General features: G+C 56.6%; 17 protein-coding genes. 16 read left to right on the plus strand and 1 reads right to left on the minus strand.

The features are described 5' to 3' along the window. Window positions 1-6: 6 nt before the first annotated feature. The gene (locus tag ACH518_RS06780; RefSeq protein ID WP_445372342.1) at window positions 7-1,026 is read right to left on the minus strand and encodes a hypothetical protein; all 1,020 of its coding nucleotides are present in this window, start codon (window positions 1,024-1,026) and stop codon (window positions 7-9) included. 579 nt (window positions 1,027-1,605) lie between these two features. Here ACH518_RS06780 and ACH518_RS06785 point away from each other — a divergent pair. The 16 genes from ACH518_RS06785 (at window position 1,606) to ACH518_RS06860 (ending at window position 19,966) form a co-directional block, all read left to right on the plus strand. Continuing rightward, window positions 1,606-2,223 (plus strand): hypothetical protein, encoded by a 618-nt coding sequence (locus tag ACH518_RS06785; RefSeq protein WP_445372343.1) that lies wholly within the window; start codon window positions 1,606-1,608, stop codon window positions 2,221-2,223. Between the two features lie 77 nt (window positions 2,224-2,300). Beyond that, the gene (locus ACH518_RS06790; protein ID WP_445372344.1) at window positions 2,301-2,723 is read left to right on the plus strand and encodes a hypothetical protein; all 423 of its coding nucleotides are present in this window, start codon (window positions 2,301-2,303) and stop codon (window positions 2,721-2,723) included. A gap of 89 nt (window positions 2,724-2,812) precedes the next feature. Further along, a complete protein-coding gene (locus tag ACH518_RS06795; RefSeq protein ID WP_445372345.1) occupies window positions 2,813-3,205 on the plus strand; it encodes a hypothetical protein in 393 nt (130 codons plus the stop codon). Window positions 3,206-3,236: 31 nt separating this feature from the next. After that, on the plus strand, window positions 3,237-3,734 hold the full coding sequence (locus ACH518_RS06800; protein ID WP_445372346.1) for a hypothetical protein: 498 nt from the start codon (window positions 3,237-3,239) through the stop codon (window positions 3,732-3,734). Then, window positions 3,731-4,204 carry a hypothetical protein gene (locus tag ACH518_RS06805; RefSeq protein ID WP_445372347.1) on the plus strand — a complete coding sequence of 158 codons (474 nt, stop codon included), beginning with the start codon at window positions 3,731-3,733 and terminating at the stop codon, window positions 4,202-4,204. Before ACH518_RS06800 ends, ACH518_RS06805 begins: the two co-directional genes overlap by 4 nt. Before the next feature lie 198 nt (window positions 4,205-4,402). Continuing rightward, window positions 4,403-6,190 (plus strand): PDZ domain-containing protein, encoded by a 1,788-nt coding sequence (locus tag ACH518_RS06810; RefSeq protein ID WP_445372348.1) that lies wholly within the window; start codon window positions 4,403-4,405, stop codon window positions 6,188-6,190. A gap of 35 nt (window positions 6,191-6,225) precedes the next feature. Then, window positions 6,226-6,891 carry a hypothetical protein gene (locus ACH518_RS06815; RefSeq protein WP_445372349.1) on the plus strand — a complete coding sequence of 222 codons (666 nt, stop codon included), beginning with the start codon at window positions 6,226-6,228 and terminating at the stop codon, window positions 6,889-6,891. Window positions 6,892-7,180: 289 nt separating this feature from the next. Continuing rightward, the gene (locus ACH518_RS06820; RefSeq protein ID WP_445372350.1) at window positions 7,181-7,963 is read left to right on the plus strand and encodes a VPLPA-CTERM sorting domain-containing protein; all 783 of its coding nucleotides are present in this window, start codon (window positions 7,181-7,183) and stop codon (window positions 7,961-7,963) included. Between the two features lie 356 nt (window positions 7,964-8,319). After that, window positions 8,320-8,496 (plus strand): hypothetical protein, encoded by a 177-nt coding sequence (locus tag ACH518_RS06825; RefSeq protein WP_445372351.1) that lies wholly within the window; start codon window positions 8,320-8,322, stop codon window positions 8,494-8,496. Window positions 8,497-8,540: 44 nt separating this feature from the next. Continuing rightward, window positions 8,541-10,715 carry a hypothetical protein gene (locus ACH518_RS06830; protein ID WP_445372352.1) on the plus strand — a complete coding sequence of 725 codons (2,175 nt, stop codon included), beginning with the start codon at window positions 8,541-8,543 and terminating at the stop codon, window positions 10,713-10,715. A 24-nt stretch (window positions 10,716-10,739) separates the two neighbouring features. Beyond that, the gene (locus ACH518_RS06835; RefSeq protein WP_278209690.1) at window positions 10,740-10,976 is read left to right on the plus strand and encodes a hypothetical protein; all 237 of its coding nucleotides are present in this window, start codon (window positions 10,740-10,742) and stop codon (window positions 10,974-10,976) included. A 147-nt stretch (window positions 10,977-11,123) separates the two neighbouring features. Then, window positions 11,124-12,950, plus strand: a complete 1,827-nt coding sequence (locus ACH518_RS06840) for a hydrogenase maturation protein (RefSeq protein WP_445372353.1) — start codon at window positions 11,124-11,126, stop codon at window positions 12,948-12,950. 28 nt (window positions 12,951-12,978) lie between these two features. Continuing rightward, window positions 12,979-14,049, plus strand: a complete 1,071-nt coding sequence (locus ACH518_RS06845) for a hypothetical protein (RefSeq protein ID WP_445372354.1) — start codon at window positions 12,979-12,981, stop codon at window positions 14,047-14,049. A 71-nt stretch (window positions 14,050-14,120) separates the two neighbouring features. After that, entirely contained in the window at window positions 14,121-15,179 is a 1,059-nt protein-coding gene (locus tag ACH518_RS06850; protein ID WP_445372355.1) for a hypothetical protein, read from the plus strand. A gap of 20 nt (window positions 15,180-15,199) precedes the next feature. Beyond that, window positions 15,200-17,608: a phospholipase C gene (locus ACH518_RS06855; RefSeq protein WP_445372356.1), complete on the plus strand. Its 2,409-nt coding sequence runs from the start codon at window positions 15,200-15,202 to the stop codon at window positions 17,606-17,608. A gap of 264 nt (window positions 17,609-17,872) precedes the next feature. Further along, window positions 17,873-19,966: an ATP-binding response regulator gene (locus ACH518_RS06860; RefSeq protein WP_445372357.1), complete on the plus strand. Its 2,094-nt coding sequence runs from the start codon at window positions 17,873-17,875 to the stop codon at window positions 19,964-19,966. The last annotated feature ends 294 nt before the right edge of the window (window positions 19,967-20,260 follow it).

Here is a 20,260-nt window from a genome sequence, read left to right on the forward strand (position 1 = left end):
GAGATGTTAATCCAGAATTTCATAGTCGATAGAATTTCGGATGTCCACCCAATAGCTCGGCTGCGATATCGCGAATAATCGCCCTTTCCAGGCTGCGAGGTGTTGTCCTTCACTGAGACACCAAGCGAATAACCAATGGCCGTCGGCCGTCATGCCGCGCAAGACTTGACGAGCTTTCGGGTTATCCCACGCGGTTTGTCCCGCATCCTGAAACTGATTCGCGGGATCGAAGGTGGCCGATACCGGTGGCGCCCGGCGGATTACCAGGCTGTGGGCAGTGGCCACGCTATCGTCTTTGTCCGTGGCACTTTGCAAAATTACCGGGTAACCTAAGATTTCGTCGCGCGCGGGATCGCGGGGCGCCGGCTCCATATCGGCGAGACGCAACACAGCCCACAACGGTTCGGCGCCACCCGTCAGGCTATACACCCGCCAGCGTACGTTTTTGTCATCGCCGCAGTTATCCTGGCACGTCGCCGTCAATCCGGCTTGCCGCACAGCGGTTTCGAAGCGGCGAATCATATCCAAGCGAGCAGTGACCGGGATGCTGAGTGAATTGGCATAGCTCTCGTCCATATACAAGCGGCCATACACTTTATACAAGTCGGCCGGCTTTGCAGAGGGTGTTAACAGGCTCAGTGCCAATCCCGCCATTCCGATGCCAGTGCTGACGTCCATTCCGGCCGGGGACAACGGTGCGCCAGTGGCCACCGCCCCGACGAAACTGGCGTCTTCGGCCATATTCCGTATCGGATTGGACCCACCGGCTGGTATCGCAGCCATTGTCTCTTTGCGGGTCTTAAACTGCTTGGCCTGGAATTGCTGATACATTAAATCCTGAACATCTTGCCTTTTACTCCGGCTACCGAGTACATCGCGAATTAAAAACGAAATTTGATGCGCTTCCTCGGTCGGCAGCACTTTACGGTGTGCCTCCGAAATCGCAATGGGCCGGGAGGCCGGAGCGCACGCCGTCAAGGACAACACGATGGTGGCGGCTAGCGAGCGAACGATGGTTGATGTCATGGCAGTTTTCCTTAAGGTTAAGACGGAGCCAGGCCTGGGTCCGAGATTTATGCGTTACCCATACCAAGCGACCTTTCATTTACCGGGGCTGTAGCCGTAATTCTGGGCAGTGCAGTAAACCGCAGTCACCCTATTGCGGTTAAATTAATCTATTTGACCATGATGGTCATCGCCGGGGAGCTTGTACAAGAAATTACAGCGGTAGCACCAATAACTCCGCTTATGTTTTTGCGTGTTGAAAGATAAGTCGGCCGCTTATCAACCCGGCCCTATTTATTCCTGGTTTTCCGTTCGGATTGAACTTGTCGAAGCCTAGTGTGGTGAACCCGATACGCTCAGCATCCTCAAGGCATAAAGACGAACAGAATTTAATGCCGGATCAATAAATGCGGCAACGTTGTTCACTCTCAAACCAATCGCAAAAAATTGCCAACCTACGCATCAAACCCCTGATTCCATCTTGAAAACAACAGTGCGACGCGAAAAAAACGACCGAGTTTTGAATTCGCGCCGCTCACTAGCCCGTGCGCAATGTCGATGGGCTGTTCAGTTACTGTTAACGGAATTCGCGAGGTGATTATGAAAATCGGATTATTCAGCCTTTTAGTTTGCCTGCCGGCCATGGCTTCGGCAAACGATTTGACGGCGGTGGAAGTCGATTATAACGGTCTGCCGGGCTTGGGTGGCAGTAATGCCCAATTGTCTCGTTGTGGAATCAGTCTCAACATACCCGCTGGTTACGTGCCGGTTCGCCACTACAACTCGTTTGAATGCAGAGACTACGGCAGCGGCATCAACACCACGTTATACGATCTACCCCGCGACCGCCTCTCTGTCTGCGGTATTCTTGGGGTCGGCACCCCACCATGGGTTCCCGTCGCCTACGAGATTAATTCAAGTTGTTACAAGGATACGACCAACGCCGGCGACACCACCGCCACGCTTATCCGCTTACCGAGCAACAATATGACCATTTGCGGCCTTGTCTCGCCTCCCGGATACGATGAATCGGCAAAAACCTACGATCCGTCGTGTAACGTCAACGGCATTTCGCAAAATCCGAATGCGATAGTTATTCAAGAGCAGAACGCAACGCTACCGCCTCCGCCCCCTCCACCGGTTACTCCCCCCTCTAAGTCCGATTGGGTACGAGTTTTTCCCGTGGATCGTAGCGAGCTCATCAAGGACGGAAAGTGATCCACCATTCGATAGGCCAAATTTGACGCTTATTGCTATTCCATCGCGTGATTTTACAGTTTGATTACGAGGTCAATATGAACAAGTCAATTTTACTAAGTGCCATTTTGTTATTCGCCAACATCACGGCGGCGTCAGCCGAAGGCGCTGACCCGGTGCTCGGCCAATATTTCATGACGGCGGCCTTGCTGGGTTTGCGCGACGGCACCATGAGTTCGAGCGAAGCCGCCGACTTATTTCGTTCCGCTGCGGATAACTTGAATGGGGTGAACGGCGTATTGGCCGGCGAACTCAGGCAAGCCGCCGATGCACTGGACGGCCCCGGCATTGCCGGCGAAGACTTGCAAAACACGATCGCCGATGCCGCAGGCCTGGGCAATGGCAACGAATCCGCAGACGGCGCCGAAGCCGGCTTGGGTTCCGGTGGCAGCGGAGCCGGACCGACCGGAAAACATAATCTCGAAAAAGAAGATGAGTCTTCCGAGTCTTACGAAAACTAACGAACCCTTGGATATGCGCGGCTAGCAGTAACCGGCATGCCGCGCTGATTTCATCGGGATAAACCGCAATCGGCAACGAGGTTAACCGCATGATAAGCAAGCATAAACACAGCCTAACCGGCCGCGGCGACACTCCGGGCATGAGCGAACCAGCCTCAGCACATGCCGGATTAAACGGCGGGATGGTATGCCTGGCGTTTTTGTTGGGCGCGACGCTGGGTAGCGGCGCCGCTTGGCTGGGGTTAACGCTCGCCGGCTGGGCGGCCGGCTCCGGCGTCGAGCAGGCCTCGCCGATTTTAGCTCTCGTATTGTTGGCATTGCTGGCGGTCGCCGCAACCCGTCCGGCATTTTATGCGGCGGAGAGTTCACAGCGGCCGCCGCTTGAATTTATCGTCTGGGTCGAATTGGGCATGGCCGTTTTTGGCGGCGTTTGTCTGGTATATCCGGCTTTGGGGGCGCTGGCATTCGCGTTATGGGTATAAAAAATCGTCGACGCAAATGGTAGGTGTAAGCATGGAACTGATTATTTTAAACATCTTGGTCACTGCCTCGGGCTTGTCTCAACAGCCGTATTTTTTGCCGCTGTTATTGGCGACGCCCGCCTCGGTAATCTGTTTTTATGCGTTGCGGTATTTATACCGTTTGCGGACATGGCATCAAACACACGGTTGGGTGATTCGCCGTTCCGGCCCGTCTGTCGATACTAGCGGGGATCAGATCAGAATTACTTATCGTGCCGAAGTGGCCTATCGGGTTAACGAAAACCTATATTGCGGCCAAGACTTTCATTTTTACGAAACGATCAACCTCGGCGACAGTGTGCCGGTGCTCTATCATCCCAAACAGCCGCAACGCTGCATGCAAAATGACCGAGACTCCAGGTTGCCGCTCATTGCCGTTTGGTTTATCGCCTTGGCGGCAATGGGTTCTTTGGCGCTACAACCCGATTCGAAAGCCGGCGCCTTACCCTGTGCCGATTGTCGCTCACCGCTAACGGAGCCGTTAATATGACTTACACCCTGCTGAACTCGGTACGCATCAAGCTTTACAGTCTGTCCGCAGTGCTGACGGTTTTATTCGGGCTCCGCTATTACCCCTTCGGCGGCGTAAGCCTCGGGGTTATGTTGGCGTTTTTTCTTATCTTCGTCGGCTTGCCGCTTTCCCGGCGGGTACGGGTGGACGGAAGCGGCATCGAGTGCCGCAACTGGTTATTCGGCTGGCGGCTGAAATGGCCGGACATCGATTATTGGGAGATACAAGCGTATCCCCGCCAAGCCGACAAGCGGCCGCCCACCCTGTTTTTAATCGATAAAAGCGGGCAAACCCGCGCCTTGCCGCCGACCTGTATCGACCGGACACGGCTATTGGCGATCGAGCAAGTCTTGCAACAGCGGCTGCCGCATGCGCCGATACCCTGGCTGTCGACGCTTAGGTCCAGTCCGGAATGGTATCGGCCGCAAGCCAAACCAAGCGAAGCTTGAATCGGCCTTTGACTTAGCCGCAACGCGGCTAATCCTGGTTCCCACGCAGCGCGTGGGAACCAGGGGGCGGGTGCCGGGAAATCCAGACAAAATCATGCTATTGGCGTTAGCTGAAGCAAACAAAAAAGCCGCTGACAAAACCAGTTAAGCACGATTATTATTCCGCTATCTCTACAGCACGTATGTTAGGACTATTTTATGAAACTCCGTGGCTTGCCGATTGTGTTCACGCTCTCTGTCTTCCTGGCCGGCTGCGCGCGCGTACCGGCCGGCGTTACCTTTAACGACGCGCAACCGCGCTGGTCGTGGACAGGTACTTGGCGCGCCAGCGACAACACGGTGATGAATATTGTGCAGAAGGATAAGGAATGGGTGGCGTCCGGTACCGGCAACGCCATCAACGGGGTCGCCACGTTGAACGGCAACCTGGCCACGGGCCGTAGCTTACCCACCGACCCGGTGCCGCGCGAATTCGAATTCCGGCTATCGGACGACGGCATGTATGCGCAGGGGACGGTGAAATTCACATTAATCGGCTGGACGCAGGATCGGGTGCTGACCAGGATTTCGGGGGCGCCGGAGGCGCTTGATGGAGCGAACACAATGCAGGTTGTCATGCAACACTATACTGGGGTGGCTCCCCTAACCTCCAGTAATGCCCCCTCTACTTCTCAAATGGAAGACCCTGACGGCAAGGTAATTGAACCCTATGCAGTCCAAACGGATTTACGCAGCGAAGGTTCCATTGCGCACTCACGGTACAAATCTATTGGTACTTTTAAAATTATTGGCCGAGTTCATCGTATTGATAACTCTAGTTTAGTGATGCAGATAAAATCTCTGCATGGCGAACCGGACGAATTTAAAACGGTGAGTTGCGCCTTGGATACAAGAATTGTTGTACCTCCAGAGGTATTTGCGCTCAAGGAAGGCGATGGTATTAAAGTACGTGGCTATTATCGTAACGAATCGGGATCGTCCCACTTCGATCAATGCCGGATACTTGAGTCCTCATCAGCAGACCAATTGGATAAATGGGATCAGAAAAAAATCGATCAGATCAAATTTATTGTTGCACTGCAACGTAATCAAGGGGATTCAGAGAGTAATCGAGCTCAATTGGCTCGTTTAGAACAGGAAGAGGATCGCTTGTGGACTGAGCACGAACGCGCGAGCAAAGAATCTCGCCCCATGTGGGCCGACGCATATCAACGTGCCGCTGCCAAGCCGCAGCCAATCGCACCAACGCCGCCATCCGTTCCGTTAACCGCCACGGCCTCCGCTGCACCGGCAATCAGCGCCCCCGCAGCACCGGCGCTTCCTGCCAATGTTTTCACCGTGGACCAATTCAACGCGATCAAGCGTGAAAATTCCGTAGCCGCAGTGGCGCGCTTTTCCGCGTTGGGCGCCATTATTTTGGTAGGCAAAGTCAGTCGCGTCAGAGAGATCGGTATTCTTTTGGACGGCGATGAATTGGGCTCAGGCGATGCGGATTGCGAGTTCCCGGAAACCCGCAACGGTTGGGTCGTGCCGCCGCAAGCGGCGTCGTTGCGGAAGGGTGATTACGTCGTCATGCAAGGCACTTACGGCGGCGGCTTCAGGCATCCCGGCCTGGTGAATTGCCGAATTCTACAAATCAAGCGCATCGAAGAATTGGCGCAAATCGCCCGTCCCGTGGCCGCAAGCAGCGCCGCTCAAGTAGCCGCGCCGGACATTCAAGTCGGGCAAGGTTACATCGGCGTTAACTTGCAGGACTTGGCCGGCAAGTCTGGTGGTCAAATCACGCAGGTAACTTCGCAATCGCCGGCCGCCCAAGCAGGTTTAAAGGCTGGAGACGTCATCCTAATGATCAATGGCAAATTTGTCGACAATACCATGGCGATAAAGCGTCTGATTGCCGCATCGCCCAATATCCCGCTGAATCTGGACGTTCTACGTTCCGACAATCGCTTGCGGGTAACCGTTACGCCACAGTTATCAAAGTAGTCTCAAAAACCTGACATTCCTGCTGGGAGAGAATTATGAAAAGACCGTCGTTCGTTTATTACATACTGTTGTTTGTTGCCAGTGTGGCATCCGGTTCTGTACATGCGGGGTTTGACACCTCTGTAATGACTAACGTGTTACATAACATGGCGGTAAAGCAAGCCATGAAGAGCCAGCAAAAGCAGAGGCAACAACAGGATCAATCTAATAATTTGACCGCAACGTCTCCGGCCGGAATTAATCGACAGGGCGGTCAAATCAAAGCCTTAATTGTTACTGGGGAAGGCATGTATCCCGCCTCGAATAACCCCGCGCAAAGTCAAGCTTATCCGCAAATATTGGAAACGGTCGCCGGCAGCTTGAAAGATCATATAGTGTCTTCTGGGCAATCCGCCGATGTTTATATGCGCACTCAAAACGATCCGAACATCCGCGAATTCGTGCCGCGAATCCTTGAACACAAATTACATAACTCTCTCATTCAAGTCGCCATGTCGCGCGAAAACAATGGCGATATTTATATTGTACCCACGTTTAATCCCTTGGCGTTTCAAACCAATGACGTCCAAATCTTGCAAGGGATAGAAGGCAAATACCAAATTTACTCGGCGGCAAATCCCAACGCACCGATGCCTACGTTTCAGCAAGTGGCGGAGCGGTTTATTCTGGATTTGAAAAAAAACGGATACGTTAAGAATTAAAATCGGGTGGTGATATATGCATCCAAGATCGCCGGCCGTCCGGGCAAAGAACCAATCCTTGAACAAGCCCAGGGCTGAGGATTCAAGGCATTCGCGCGTGCCCATTGATTACGGGTATTTTTAGCCGCAACCCGGCAATTCGCGGTTTCCGCGTTCCGGGTCGGAACCGAGATAACAGGAAACACGAATCGATCATGTGGAAACGGCATCACCCCGGTGGGTTCCACAGCGATAAGCAACCGGCTGTCCACTGAGTGGAACAGCTATTTTTTTAACGAAGGAGAAAACCATGACATTTAAAAAACCTGTTTACATGTTGTTCGCCGGCTTGAGTTTGCTGCAATTCAACAATGAAGCGAACGCCGCCCTCGCCCAAGCCTCTGCGACGATAGATTGGAGCAGTTTTCAAATCACCCTGGCCGGTAACGGCACGGACCCCGCTCCGACCATTGTCTGGACCTATTTGACGTCGAATAGCGTCTCTCGCCTGACCAGTACTTCGCAACCCGGCGATCCGTTTCAGTACGCGTTCGATTGGACAAGCCCGTTACATACCGAATTGACTAGTGGCGGCACGTCGACCGCTTCGTCGATTTCCGGTTTGAGCTTGCAGAGCCAAGCCAGCGACGGCAATTTATCTCCGTCGACCTGGGCTCGCTCGGACAATCATCGTTACGGCGAATTCCAGGTTTTCGGAACCGGCTCCCTGAGCTTTTCGGTCGATTACGTGTTGGATGCGGCTATCGAGTCACCCGGCATAGCCTCCGGGGCAACACCTAATCAAGCAGTTGTTAACGCCTCGCTTTATCTTAGCGACTTAGGCGGAAACCAGCCGCAAACTGCCGAGGAATATTTGACCTTGCTGCCCGGCGACTTACCCGCTCACAAAGAAGGTACTTTACTTGTGACTTTGCAAATTGAGGACGGCGAGAAATATGCCTTTTCCGCGAATACCTCTGCCAACGCCAATGTATCGGCCGTGCCAGTCCCGGCAGCGGCTTGGTTATTCGGGTCGGGATTGATAGGACTTATGGCCGCGAGAAAACGGACGGGTTTCAAGGTTAGCAACTAGTCTGTTTTTTCAAGTCACCACATCCAATGGCGTAAGTTTCAAAATAACGCCAACCCCTTCTCGTCACCGAACCAGTCTCCCCCAATGACCTTAAGTTAAGGAACAGACCGGCTGGTTCACATCCTGTAGGAGCAGGCCATGCCTGCGATCGCAGGCGTTTGATCGCGGGCGTGGTCAGCTCCTACTATCCGTCACTTAACGATATTCGCCTCCCTCGCCAGGTAATATTTCACTCCCGCTACCCTCCCCACGTAGGGCGCTTCTAAAACCGGCAATTGTTACCTTATCCCCCAACGGACCCAGGCTGCGGCTGTTAGGTCCGCCGGTTTTTATTCATTCGTTTTGGGGGAACTCAGATGTACAGATTACTTGTTGGTAAACAACGCGCGGCTGGTCGCGCTTTCTGGTTAGCGGTTTTAGTGATCGGCGGCGCGAATGCGACCGCCGGCTGGGTAGCGACGGGTCCGGCTCAGTCGGTAACCGTAGCCTGGACTAGCGACGAAGATCCGGATGCCGGCGGCCAGGCGGCTTGAGCCGGCCTTGCTGAATCGGATTCGAACTGTTCCAGGAGATAACCATGTCATTCCCAATTTTTCAGATAAGACCTCTGCCTTGGGCTGTTGCGGCGGTGCTGGCCGGCGGATCGTTGGCGGCGGTTCCGGCCGCCGCCGCGGCACGCTACGATTTTGCCGGTACCGGTCTGCAAGGTGATCGCAACAGCGTTGCCCGCGACATCAACGACCAGGGCCAAATCCTGCTGTTGAACAATCTGCCCGGTAAGGACCGGGAACCAAGCGTTACCCGTTCCTACATTTACCGCAACGGTAGCGCCGAGGAAATCACCGTCGGCGGCAAATCGGTACAAGCTTACGCGATCAATAACCGGGGCGACGTCGTGGCCTCGGTCAATGTCGATGCCGACCATCCGTATACCAATCAGCTCTTTATCCGCCGGGACGGCGCCAACGAGATGACCGGCTTGAGCACGGATAGCCGTAAAGGTGTGTCATGGGCGATCAACGACCACGGCGATATCGCCGGCACGTTGATCGGCGGCGAGAGAGCCGAAGGCGTGATCTACCGCAACGGTACGTTGCTGAAAACCGGCGGTGCTGGGGCGAGTGCGATCAACAATCGCGGCGACGCCGCCGGTTACGTGGCCGGTCCGGGCGGGCTCGGTTCGGTTGCTCATTTGTATCGCGACGGCGTCGGCCAAGCTATCGGTGGCCTGGGGGGCTATAGCGGGCAAGGTTTGGCGATCAACGCCGGCGGCGAGGTGGTCGGCTACAGCTCGTTGAGCCCGGATGAGTACCTCCTCCACGCCTTCCATTACGCCAACGGCCGGATGCAAGACCTGGGCAGTCTGGGCGGCGACAGTCGGGCTTCGGACATCAACGATACCAGTCAGATCGTCGGCTATTCGCGCACCACCGACAACGCCATGCATGCCGTGCTGTGGAATAACGGCCGGATTTACGACTTGAACCGGCTGGCAGCCGACGGCTGGACCTTGCACCACGCCTTGGGCATCAACCGTTACGGCCAGATCGTCGGCTTCGGTTCGCACGAAGGGGCTGAAGCCGAAGGCTTTGTACTGACCTTGCATCCGGAATGGCAAGGTAACGGCAACGGGGCTTGGGACGATGCCGCGCGCTGGAATTACGCCGGCTTCGGCAGTTTCGGTTTCGCGCCCGGCCAACCGCACGATGTTGTCGTCAATCCGGGCGGTAACGCCACTATTTTGGGCAGCGCCCATGCCAGCGTGCGCAGTCTTGTCGTGAGCGGTAGCGCCGGCCAAAGCGTGGCGTTTGATTTGAATCGTGGCTATACCGCGGCCGAGCGCGGCACTCGTCTGCAAAATGCCGCGTTGACCGGGGCCGGTACGTTGGACGGCGGCTTGCAAATCGATGCCGCCAGCCGGGTGCAGGTCGGTAGCGGCGAGCAGATGCGCTTAGTGGGCGGCAGCGTCGACAACGCCGGCAGAATCCAATTGATCGGCGCCAGCGGCAATCTGGCCCGCTTGCACACCGATCGTATGTTGATCAATCAGGGCCAATTGCAACTGCAAAATGCCGCCGCCGATTTTGCCGGCGGCCTGGAAAATCGCGGCCAGCTGCAGGTCGGTTTCGGTGCCAATAGCGTAACCGGCGCCGTGACCAACGCCAAAACCGGCCGAATCGTGCTGTCCGGCAACGGCGAAACCGCATTCTGGGGCGATGTGACTTTGCAATCCGGCAGCGAATTGCGGGTCGGGCGCGATGCCGGCGCCGTGTTTTTCGGCCAGGTGGTGGTGCGCGACGGTGCCTTGTTGAGCGGCACCGGCACCAGTTATTACGAAGGCGGCCTGTCCTTGGGTAATTCGCCGGCCTTGGTGGCCAACAGCGGTAGCGCCAGCTTCGGCAGCGAGAACCTGTATCTGGCCGAAATCGGCGGTCTCGAAGCCGGTCAGCAGTTCGATCAATTGCAAGTAGCCGGCAACCTCAATTTCGGCGGCGTGCTGCAACTGATGTGGTGGGACAACTTCGCGGCCCAGGCCGGCGATGTGTTCGACTTGTTCGACTGGGGCAGCAGCTCCGGTAAGTTCACGCGGATCGATACTCGCTTCGCGACCTTGGCCAACGGTTTGCGCTGGGATTTTTCCAAGCTGTATACCACCGGCGAAATCGGCGTCGCGGCGGTACCGCTGCCCGGCGCTTTCTGGCTGTTCGGTTCGGCTCTGCTTGCTTTGGCCGGCCGCCGCCGCAACGCTTAATCCAATATTGTTAGGAGAATTATCATGAAAAACATTAAGTTAAAACAACACTCCATCCGCGGTTTGCTTGCTGTCGCCGGGCTGGGCCTGTTTTGGGTCGGCTCGGTTCAGGCCGGTACCCCCGGCCGCGGTTACAGCACCAAGCAACCCAAGCCGACGCCGATCCGCACTCAGGAATATCGGGCGCAAACCGCATGCCCGACCGCCGGCTGCGTAGAGTTCTTCGGGCCGCTGATTCGCGGCATCGGCAAGGGCGGTTAACCGCGATGTTGCCCGGCGGTTTGGCTGCGATGCCGTCGCCGGGCGTGTTTGTTGTCCCGCCCATCAATACCGTTTCACCCTGATGTTTTCGAAGGGCGTGCGTCATGGGCTACGACAGCCAGAAACGAGAGTAATCAGGAGTATCCCATGCGTATCTTATTAGTTTCCACAGCATTCTCAGGCCTGACCCAGCGTTTTTTTACCGAACTCAACGATGCCGGCCATGACGTCTCTGTCGAATTGCATTTAGGCGACGAAGCCCGGCTGTTGGAGGGGGTTGAGCTGTTTCATCCCGAACTTATCCTCTGCCCGTTTTTAACCCGGCGCATTCCGGCCACGATTTACCAGCGCTACACCTGTCTGATCGTACACCCCGGCATAAAAGGCGACCGCGGCCCGTCCTCGCTGGATTGGGCCATTCAGGAAGGTGTGCCGGAGTGGGGCGTAACCCTGCTGGCCGCCGACGCGGAAATGGACGCCGGGCCAATTTGGGCCAGCCGCACGTTTCCGATGCGCGCGGCCACCAAAAGTAGCCTGTTCAACCGGGAAGTGACGCAAGCCGCCGTCGAGTGTCTGTGGGAAGCCATGAGCTACATACAGGCTCCCAGCTTCCGCCCGGAACCCCTGGATTACGGCAATCCCAGCGTCACCGGCAGATTGCGCCCGGCGATGAAGCAGAGCGATCGCGCCATCGACTGGCAACAGCACGGCAGTGCCGAAATCGTGTCCAGAATTCGCGCTGCGGATGGCAGTCCCGGCGTACTGGATCAAGTGTGCGGTCAGCCGTTTTACCTGTTCAACGCCCATGCCGACGACCAGTTCATCGGTAAACCCGGCAGCATCGTGGCGATCGCCGAACAGGCTATTTGCCGGGCCACCATCGACGGCGCGGTCTGGATTGGCCACCTCAAACCAAAGCAGGCGGACGGAAAAGGCATTAAGTTGCCGGCCGCAATGGCATTGGGTGACCTGCTCCAAGCGCCACGGCAGGGCATGGCCCGCTGGTTCGCAACCGGGGTCAAACGCCTGACGATCGATCATTTGAAGCCGGGCCGACAATATCCGCTACAGGAGATATGGTACGAGTTGGAGGGGGACGTGGCCTTTCTGCACTTTACTTGCCACAACGGCGGTATGAGTACCGATCAATGCCGTTTACTGCTGAAAGTGTATCGCTATCTGGCGGGGCTAAGCGTCAAAGCAATCGTATTGATGGGCGGTGAGGATTTCTGGTCAAACGGCATTCACCTCAATCACATCGAGGCCGCCCAAAACCCGGCGGACGAATCCTGGCTGAATATCAACGCCATCGACGATCTGGTCAGACAAATCATCCAGACTCCCGACAAGCTCACCATCGTCGCTGTGGCCGGCAACGCCGGTGCTGGCGGGGCGATTCTGGCGTTAGCCGCCGATCTGGTTTGGGTGCGGGATGGGGTGGTGTTCAACCCGCATTACCGCAACATGGGCGGACTATACGGTTCGGAATATTGGACTTATCTCCTGCCCAGGAGGGTGGGTGCGGAGGCGGCGGAGCGTTTGTCGACAGCCTGTATTCCGCTCAGCGCCAGGAAAGCATGGCAACTGGGTATGGTCGATCAAGTGCTGGATAGTTCGCATGCCTTGTTTGTCGCCCAAGTCAAACACTTGGTACGCCACCGTCTCGAAAACGACGCGTTATTGCGGGAAGAACTGGGCGCCAAAGCCGGTCGCCGGTGCCGCGACGAAGCCGAAAAGCCGTTGGCGGCTTATCGTCAGGCAGAGTTAGCCCAAATGTTCGAAAACTTTTACGGCAGTGGCGATTACCACGAGGCCCGCAAGGCTTTCGTGTTTAAACAGGCGGCCAAAGACACGCCGCTTGCTATCGCCAGCCATCGGCAAGCGGAAGCCCAAGCCCAAATGGTTTGGCAACAGCCGCCGCGATCGGTATCGCCCGACAGATCGCGCAATGCCGGTGCGTTACAAAACTCCTGAGATTAATACTCAACCAGAGGTGAACGAAATGACTACCAATCTGCAATTGGATAACCCTTTAACCGCGAATTCTCAAGCGGTGACCGACCAAAACGGCAACCGCAGTTCTCTTAATATTTCCAGCGATAGGTTGGGCATCGGCACCGCCGACCCGAAAGCCAAACTGCACGTCAGCGCCGACATTGTGGCCGGCACGGACGCCAACGGCTATCGCTATATTTTCCACACCAGAACCCATGCCGGTGGCGATTTTCTGCATATCACCGGCGACGATGCGAATGGCAACTGGCAGTGGGATAGAGGGATTTCATTGGTTAAAGCGACCGGAAATATGGGCATCGGTACAACCCATGCCAGCCAGCGGCTGACGCTGGGATCAGGAAATGTGCAATTGCCAGCGCCTGTAGCTGGCGAGCATGGCAATCTGTATTTCGGCGGGATAACCGACCAAGGCCAGATAGGCATGCGTCTGTTCGGCGGCTACATAAACAACACCTACCAATCCGGCTTTATCGACGTGCGTGCCGGCAACCTGGAAAACGGCTTGGTATTCCGGGTCGACGACGTGCAAGGCGGTATGGAACGGATGCGGATCAACGCTAACGGTAACGTCGGTATCGGTACCCAAACCCCGGAAGAAGCCTTGCATGTGGCCGGCAATATTGCCGTAGACGGCGATATTCGCCTGCTCAACGCCGATTGCGCCGAGGACTTCGACATCTGCGACGCGGATATCGAAGCCGGAACCGTGATGGTATTGGGCGACGACGGCTCACTGCATCCCAGCAGCCAGGCCTACGACAAACGGGTGGCCGGCGTGGTATCCGGTGCCGGGCAATACCAGCCCGGCATCGTGCTGGACAAACAACCCACCGGCAAGCCGCGCAAGCCGATTGCGTTAATGGGCAAGGTGTATTGCAAGGTCGACGCCGCATTCGGTGCCATCGACGCCGGCGACTTGCTGACCACCTCACCGACGCCGGGCCATGCGATGAAAGCCGGCGATGCTGCACGCGCCTTCGGTACCGTCATCGGTAAAGCGCTGCGGCCGTTTGCAGATGGCCAAGGCTTGGTGCCGGTGTTGGTTGCGCTGCAGTAAGGGCAGTGCGCTAGCCAAACGTTTTCGGCCGTTTCCGGCCTGTATCCATCTATTTCTATGGGAGTAAAACCATGGCGACCAATTTGCAGCTAGAAAACGCCCTGAGCGACCAAGCTCAAGCGGTAACCGATCAAAACGGTACTCGCAGTTCCCTCAGTCTATCGGCCGAGCGGGTCGGTATCGGCACTGCGATCCCGCAGGGCAAACTCGACGTCGCCGGCAATCTGGTGTTAAACGGCAATCCCAACACCCAATTGTCGGCCAACGGCGACAGCATCAACTTGAAGGGCAACGGCAGTATCGTGCTCGATCTCAGCCCGATCGGCGGTGGGCAGTTGCATATTGCCTGCAACCGCGACGACAACAAAATTTATCTGGAAGGATTCAGTTCCGACGGCAATGGCCATGCGGCGGAGCTATTGATCACCGGGCGCTACACCCAGCCGATCCCGCAATTTACCGTGAACGCCAAAGCGGCCAAGATCGCCGGCAGCCCCTTGATTTTCGATTTGAGCGGCAGCGGCGGCGGCCAATTGTTGATCGGTAACAATTTGAACGATAACCGCATCTATCTGGAAGGCATCGGTAGCGACGGCCGCGGCACTGCCGCGGAGATTCTGATCACCGGCGCCTTTCCCAACAAGGTCCCGCGGTTTAGCGTGTTGGCGGACACGTCGTCCTTCAATGGCGATGTCGAAGTGTCCGGCGATATCCGTTTGCTGAACGCCGACTGCGCCGAGGATTTCGACATTTGCGACGCGGATATCGAAGCCGGAACCGTGATGGTATTGGGCGACGACGGCTCACTGCATCCCAGCAGCCAGGCCTACGACAAACGGGTGGCCGGCGTGGTGTCCGGCGCCGGGCAGTACAAGCCCGGCATCGTGCTGGACAAACAACCGACCGGCAAGCCGCGCAAGCCGATTGCCTTGATGGGCAAGGTGTATTGCAAGGTGGACGCCGAGTTCGGCGACATCGCCGTCGGCGATTTACTGACCACCTCGCCGACGCCGGGCCACGCGATGAAAGCCGGCGACGCCCTTAGCGCTTTTGGCGCGGTGATCGGTAAAGCCTTGCGTCCGTTGAAAGGCGGTAAGGGCTTGGTGCCGGTTTTGATTGCCTTGCAATAACCAACTTTAAGGAGGCGAACATGCCTAGTTTACGCAGTAGCGGATTAATAATCGGCTCATCGGTCAGTATTCGGCAACTGGCGAAACCCTACAAATTGCCGAAGCCGCTATCGGTAAGGCAGCTGATGGCGGCTATGGGTGTCCCCAATTACCTGGATGCCGGCATCAAACGACAACGGGTGTTACCGTTGGCATTGTTTCAGCGCAAATTCGACGAGTTTGTCAATTTGCGGGAACGCATGTTGTTTCAAGTGCGGCTCTCCGGTAGCCAATTCGGCGAAAACTGGGTGTTCGTGCATTTTGAGGACGAGGTTTACGGCACCCGGCGCCTGCTAACCAAGCAACGTATTGGGGGCAAATTTGTTCGGATCAACGACTTAGGTACCGATCGCATCCGTTTGACCATGGGTTCGCCGCAACCGGGTGCGCCCGCTGAGATCGGCATCGAAGTTGAGTTCGAGACCAAAGGCGTGGAGCCGGAAATCCAGATCGAATGGTTACCCGACGTCAACATCAAAAAACTGAAATTTAATTTTGCCGTACCGCTGATGCTTGATGGCGAGCAACGGCTATTGAATATCGCCGGCTTCGATGACTTGGTGAAGCAGGCTCTGCTTGGCGTTCAATACAAGGCGCTGGATAGCAGGCTTATGCTGGCAGTCGTCGAATTCAGAGGCAAGGTATTCAAGGCGACCGGTTCGGTCGGCGCTAAAGCTTCGCTGCGGGACGATTTGCGAGTGAAGCTTTACAAGGAATTCATCCGTGTCGACATAGACTTTGATTGGGTCCCCGGAGATAGTCTGATCATCAAGAAAGTCGAAAAACTGTTCACTGACATTGGCGCAGCAATACTGGTGCAACTGGCTAAGGGTAGACGGACCGCGAGCGGCCACGAGCCCGGCCTGAACCGCTACCTCAGCGAATGGTTGCTGGGCAAGGATACTGCGGTGGTCGGGGCGTGGTGCGACGGCAGCCGGCTGTTGATCGACTATTTGGGCGGAGAACAGCGTCCGCCGATCCCGGAAACGCCGCAGGTGCCGTTGCCGCCCGGCCGGTTGGCCAACATCGACCATATCGTAGTGCTGATGATGGAAAACCGATCCTTCGACCACATGCTGGGTTATCTGAGTAAAGAAGGCGGCGCCGACGGCCGGATTCGCAGCGACATCGACGGCCTGAACGGCAACGAAACCAATTCGTACAACGGCGTCGATTACCCGTCTTTTCCGTTGCCCGGTACGCTGTTCATCGAAGATCCTTGCCACGGTTTTACCTGCGTCAAGACCCAGGTCAACTGGGACGACGCTAACCCGCCAAAGGGCCGTATGGATGGTTTTGTCACCAGTTTTGCCGAAAAATTTGCCGCCAAAGGCACCGATCCGGGCAAAGTGATGGGCTATTATCAGGCGCCACAAGTGCCGGTATTCGATGCCTTGGCGCGGGAGTTCATGGTTTGCGACCGTTGGTTTTGCGCACATCCGGGGCCAACCTTTCCGAACCGTTTTTATCAAGTCACGGGCCGCTTGAGCCGCAACGCCGAGAATAAGTTTGAAGTGGGAAATCCCAAATTTTCCGGAGGCGCCACTTTGGCTGATGATAAAACCATTTTCGAACACCTGAGTGCGGCCGGTGTGTCCTGGCGTTATTACGAACACGGTTACGGTTTTCTGCGGCTGTTCGACCGTTACGTGTTCGACAATGACCGGGTATTGGATGCGCGCGATCCGGAGCATGGCTTTTATGCTGCCGCGCGCAACGGCACGCTGCCGGCGGTGACGTTTATCGACCCGGACTTCATCGATGCGCCGCCGGGCGCCGACGACCACCCTCCCACCGATATCGGCCACGGCCAGCGTTTGATCGGAGAATTGGTCAATGCCTTGATGGCCGGGCCGGGTTGGGACAAAACCTTGTTGATCATTACATACGACGAACACGGCGGTTTTTTCGATCACGTGTCGCCGCCTGAAGCGCCGCTGATTTCAGGTGCCGTGACAGAGAAGGGTATGGACCGCTATGGCCCCAGGGTACCCGCCTTGGTAGTATCGCCTTGGGTCGAGCGCGGCAGCGTCGCCAAAGAAACCTTCGACCATACCTCTATCCTGAAAACGATTGCCAAACGCTTTCTGCCGAATAACCCGCCGGATATGGGCGAACGCATGGCGCAAGCCAACGATCTGGAGCCGTTTCTGCGTGCCAGCCCGCGCGGCGACAGGCCAGCCATTCCGGTGCCGCCGCCGCCGGCGGTACCGGTGCGTCCGGTGCCGGATTTCTGGGAAGGCGCGGACGACGAGGATTTTCATGCGATGTTGTTCCGCAGACGCTACCAATTCTTCGCCGGCTCGACCCGTGCTAAAGAATGGGATGGCGATGGCGACGGCGATACCGGCCCGTTGCCGGACGGTGGTGGGCCGACTTCGCCGAAATAAGTCGACCGTTCCGGGTAAGGTCGATCGCCATTGAATCGACTCTGATATGTTTTAACCGGTCGCCTTGAGTGCAGTCGAAGGGCTCAGGGCGAAGGGACATAAAAACAGCGCAAGGTCGTATCAATACACCAAGCTCCGGCTGCCTCGAATTATTGGGTATGTTGACTTGTATATCACTATCCGCTTGCGATAATCGTTAGCCTCCGCTGTCGGCAACCGCTGGTAAATCGGCTAATGCCGTGCGATTGAAACGAGGTTAAACGCATGTCTGCCATAGAATCCAAATATCGAAACGAAATCGAAGTGGAGCGGTTGTGGGTGACGACCGTAATCAGCAATTCGGTGCTGTTAATGCTGCCGTTCCCGTTGCTGATTGTGATCGATCTGTGGCATACCGCGCCGCACAATCAATTGCTGGCATGGTTTGCGTTTTCATCCTTGACCCATTTATCGCGTTGGTCGATTTTGCATTACTACCGGTCCCGCAAGCAGCGCCTGGCGGCAAACATCACGCTGTACAAAATGTTGGTGTTATCGGCCGGCGCGCTGACCAGCTTGGGCTGGATACTGTGTATCGTTCTGTTTCTGGATATCGACGACCCCGCCAATGTGTTGCTGGTCTGCTTGCCGCCGATTATCCAGGCCGTAGGCGCGATGATGAGCTGGTTTGCTTACTATCCGGCCGTCTTGATGCTGTCGATACCGATCGGCCTGACTTTTGTCTTTGAGTTGCTCTATTACGGCGGCGAACATTTCGTTGCCGCGGCGATCACGATTTCGTTTTTACCGCTGTTAAGCTACTACTACACACAAAAATTTTCCAACATGCTCAACCACGCGCTGGAGTTGAGTTTCGAGAATGTCGCGCTGCGCCAGGAATCGGAAGAAAAATCGACCTTGTTGGAAACCGCGCTGGAAAACATGGGGCAGGGCATCGCGATGTCGGACGAGAACGATGGCTTGCGGATGTGGAATGCACGGTTCAGCGATACCTTGGCCGCGGTCGGTTGCCAAGTCGAACCCGGCACGAACCTGGCGCAGTTGTTGGCTGCAGCGAATCCGCCGCTGCCGGTCAGCGCCCAAGGCCCGGCCCATTACCATCTGCCCGGCGGCCCGGTATACGAAATTCTGCAGGTACTGTTACGCCACGGCGGCCGGGTGATCACGTTTACCGACATCAGTAACCTGATCAAGCGCGAGTTGGCTCTGGAGAATGCCCGGCGCGACGCGGAACGGGCGAATGCCGCCAAAACCCGGTTTCTGGCCGCGGCCAGCCACGATTTACGTCAGCCGATACATGCGCTGGGTTTGTTTTTCGGGGAATTGTCGGAGCGGGTACGCGGCGAGAACACGGCGCACTTGATTGATCGGATCGATGATGCCATCGACGCCGTCAATTCGATGCTGAGCGCCCTGCTGGATGTCTCTAAGCTGGATGCCGGCGTAGTCACGCCCGAACTGCAAGCCTGCGATCTCGCCGAGTTGTTCGAGCGGCTGCATGCGGAATTTCAGCCTTTGGCTCAGGAAAACCGCAATACCGTCCGCTTCCGGCCCGGCCGATACCCGGTCGCGACCGATCCGGCGATGTTGGAGCGGATGCTGCGCAATCTGATCGGCAATGCCTTGCGCTATACCGAGAACGGCCGGGTCTTGGTCGGCACCCGGCTGCGCGGAGCGGAACTGGAAATTCAGGTGATCGATACCGGCCGCGGCATACCGGAAGACCAGTTGCACGAAGTTTTCGTCGAATTTCACCAGCTGCATAATGCCGGCCGCAACCGCCGCCAGGGTTTGGGGCTGGGGTTGGCCATCGTCAAACGGCTGGCGCGGCTGCTCGGCCACCCGCTCCAGGTGCGTTCTGCGTTGGGCAAAGGCTCGTGCTTTTCGCTGAGGATGCCGCTGGCGCTAAAGTCTGCGCCGCGCCCGGCTCAAGCTCAGACCGGCCAACCGCTGCTGGCGACCTCGCTGCTGACCGGGAAGCAGGTGTTGTTGCTGGATGACGATAGCAGTGTGCTGGAGAGCATGAGCGGCCTGTTGTCGCGTTGGGGTTGCCGGGTATTGGCGGCGGCATCCTTGTCGCAAGCTTTGGACGAGCTGGCGCGGGCGGATTCGACGGTAGATTTGTTGATTACCGACTATCGGCTGGCCGATAGCGTTTCCGGGATCGATTTCGCGCGTGATTTGCGGGAAACGCTGGGCTACCGGTTCGAGGTGCTGGTCGTCACCGGCGATACCTGTCCCGAACGCTTACGCGAGGCCGATGCCAGCGGCTTTCCGTTGCTGCACAAGCCGGTCAATCCCGCCAAACTACGTGCAACCTTGCAGCACTTGCTTGGCGCGGCAAATGTCAGATCGTGAGGGGCGGCATCAAGCAAACTACGACGGCGCTCCAGCAAATTCGAAGTGATCTGCTTGCCAAAACGGGAGGAGTCCATATACGGATTCGGAGCGTAGCGACAATCCGCCAAAATCCAAACCAAGTGCAAGATCAAATGGCGCAGGTATATCGCAAGCCATCAATGGTGGATTGTTTTGCGAATCCACCTTATGCCAATCGTTTATCTGCCGTACGGCCGTGGAAATGAAAAACTGGACTTGAGTCCGTGGTCTGCAGATAGTGTTAAAGGCGTTGCCTCATCGGCAACGCCCATA

The organism is Methylomonas sp. HW2-6 (assembly GCF_052474525.1).

Bases quoted from the DNA above. Each gene is read 5' to 3' on its own strand.
- ACH518_RS06860 (WP_445372357.1), top strand. From the start codon at position 17,873: ATGTCTGCCATAGAATCCAAATATCGAAACGAAATCGAAGTGGAGCGG.
- ACH518_RS06855 (WP_445372356.1), top strand. From the start codon at position 15,200: ATGCCTAGTTTACGCAGTAGCGGATTAATAATCGGCTCATCGGTCAGT.
- ACH518_RS06780 (WP_445372342.1), bottom strand. From the start codon at position 1,026: ATGACATCAACCATCGTTCGCTCGCTAGCCGCCACCATCGTGTTGTCC.
- ACH518_RS06830 (WP_445372352.1), top strand. From the start codon at position 8,541: ATGTCATTCCCAATTTTTCAGATAAGACCTCTGCCTTGGGCTGTTGCG.
- ACH518_RS06785 (WP_445372343.1), top strand. From the start codon at position 1,606: ATGAAAATCGGATTATTCAGCCTTTTAGTTTGCCTGCCGGCCATGGCT.
- ACH518_RS06810 (WP_445372348.1), top strand. From the start codon at position 4,403: ATGAAACTCCGTGGCTTGCCGATTGTGTTCACGCTCTCTGTCTTCCTG.
- ACH518_RS06805 (WP_445372347.1), top strand. From the start codon at position 3,731: ATGACTTACACCCTGCTGAACTCGGTACGCATCAAGCTTTACAGTCTG.
- ACH518_RS06790 (WP_445372344.1), top strand. From the start codon at position 2,301: ATGAACAAGTCAATTTTACTAAGTGCCATTTTGTTATTCGCCAACATC.
- ACH518_RS06800 (WP_445372346.1), top strand. From the start codon at position 3,237: ATGGAACTGATTATTTTAAACATCTTGGTCACTGCCTCGGGCTTGTCT.
- ACH518_RS06845 (WP_445372354.1), top strand. From the start codon at position 12,979: ATGACTACCAATCTGCAATTGGATAACCCTTTAACCGCGAATTCTCAA.
- ACH518_RS06850 (WP_445372355.1), top strand. From the start codon at position 14,121: ATGGCGACCAATTTGCAGCTAGAAAACGCCCTGAGCGACCAAGCTCAA.
- ACH518_RS06840 (WP_445372353.1), top strand. From the start codon at position 11,124: ATGCGTATCTTATTAGTTTCCACAGCATTCTCAGGCCTGACCCAGCGT.
- ACH518_RS06795 (WP_445372345.1), top strand. From the start codon at position 2,813: ATGATAAGCAAGCATAAACACAGCCTAACCGGCCGCGGCGACACTCCG.
- ACH518_RS06815 (WP_445372349.1), top strand. From the start codon at position 6,226: ATGAAAAGACCGTCGTTCGTTTATTACATACTGTTGTTTGTTGCCAGT.
- ACH518_RS06825 (WP_445372351.1), top strand. From the start codon at position 8,320: ATGTACAGATTACTTGTTGGTAAACAACGCGCGGCTGGTCGCGCTTTC.
- ACH518_RS06835 (WP_278209690.1), top strand. From the start codon at position 10,740: ATGAAAAACATTAAGTTAAAACAACACTCCATCCGCGGTTTGCTTGCT.
- ACH518_RS06820 (WP_445372350.1), top strand. From the start codon at position 7,181: ATGACATTTAAAAAACCTGTTTACATGTTGTTCGCCGGCTTGAGTTTG.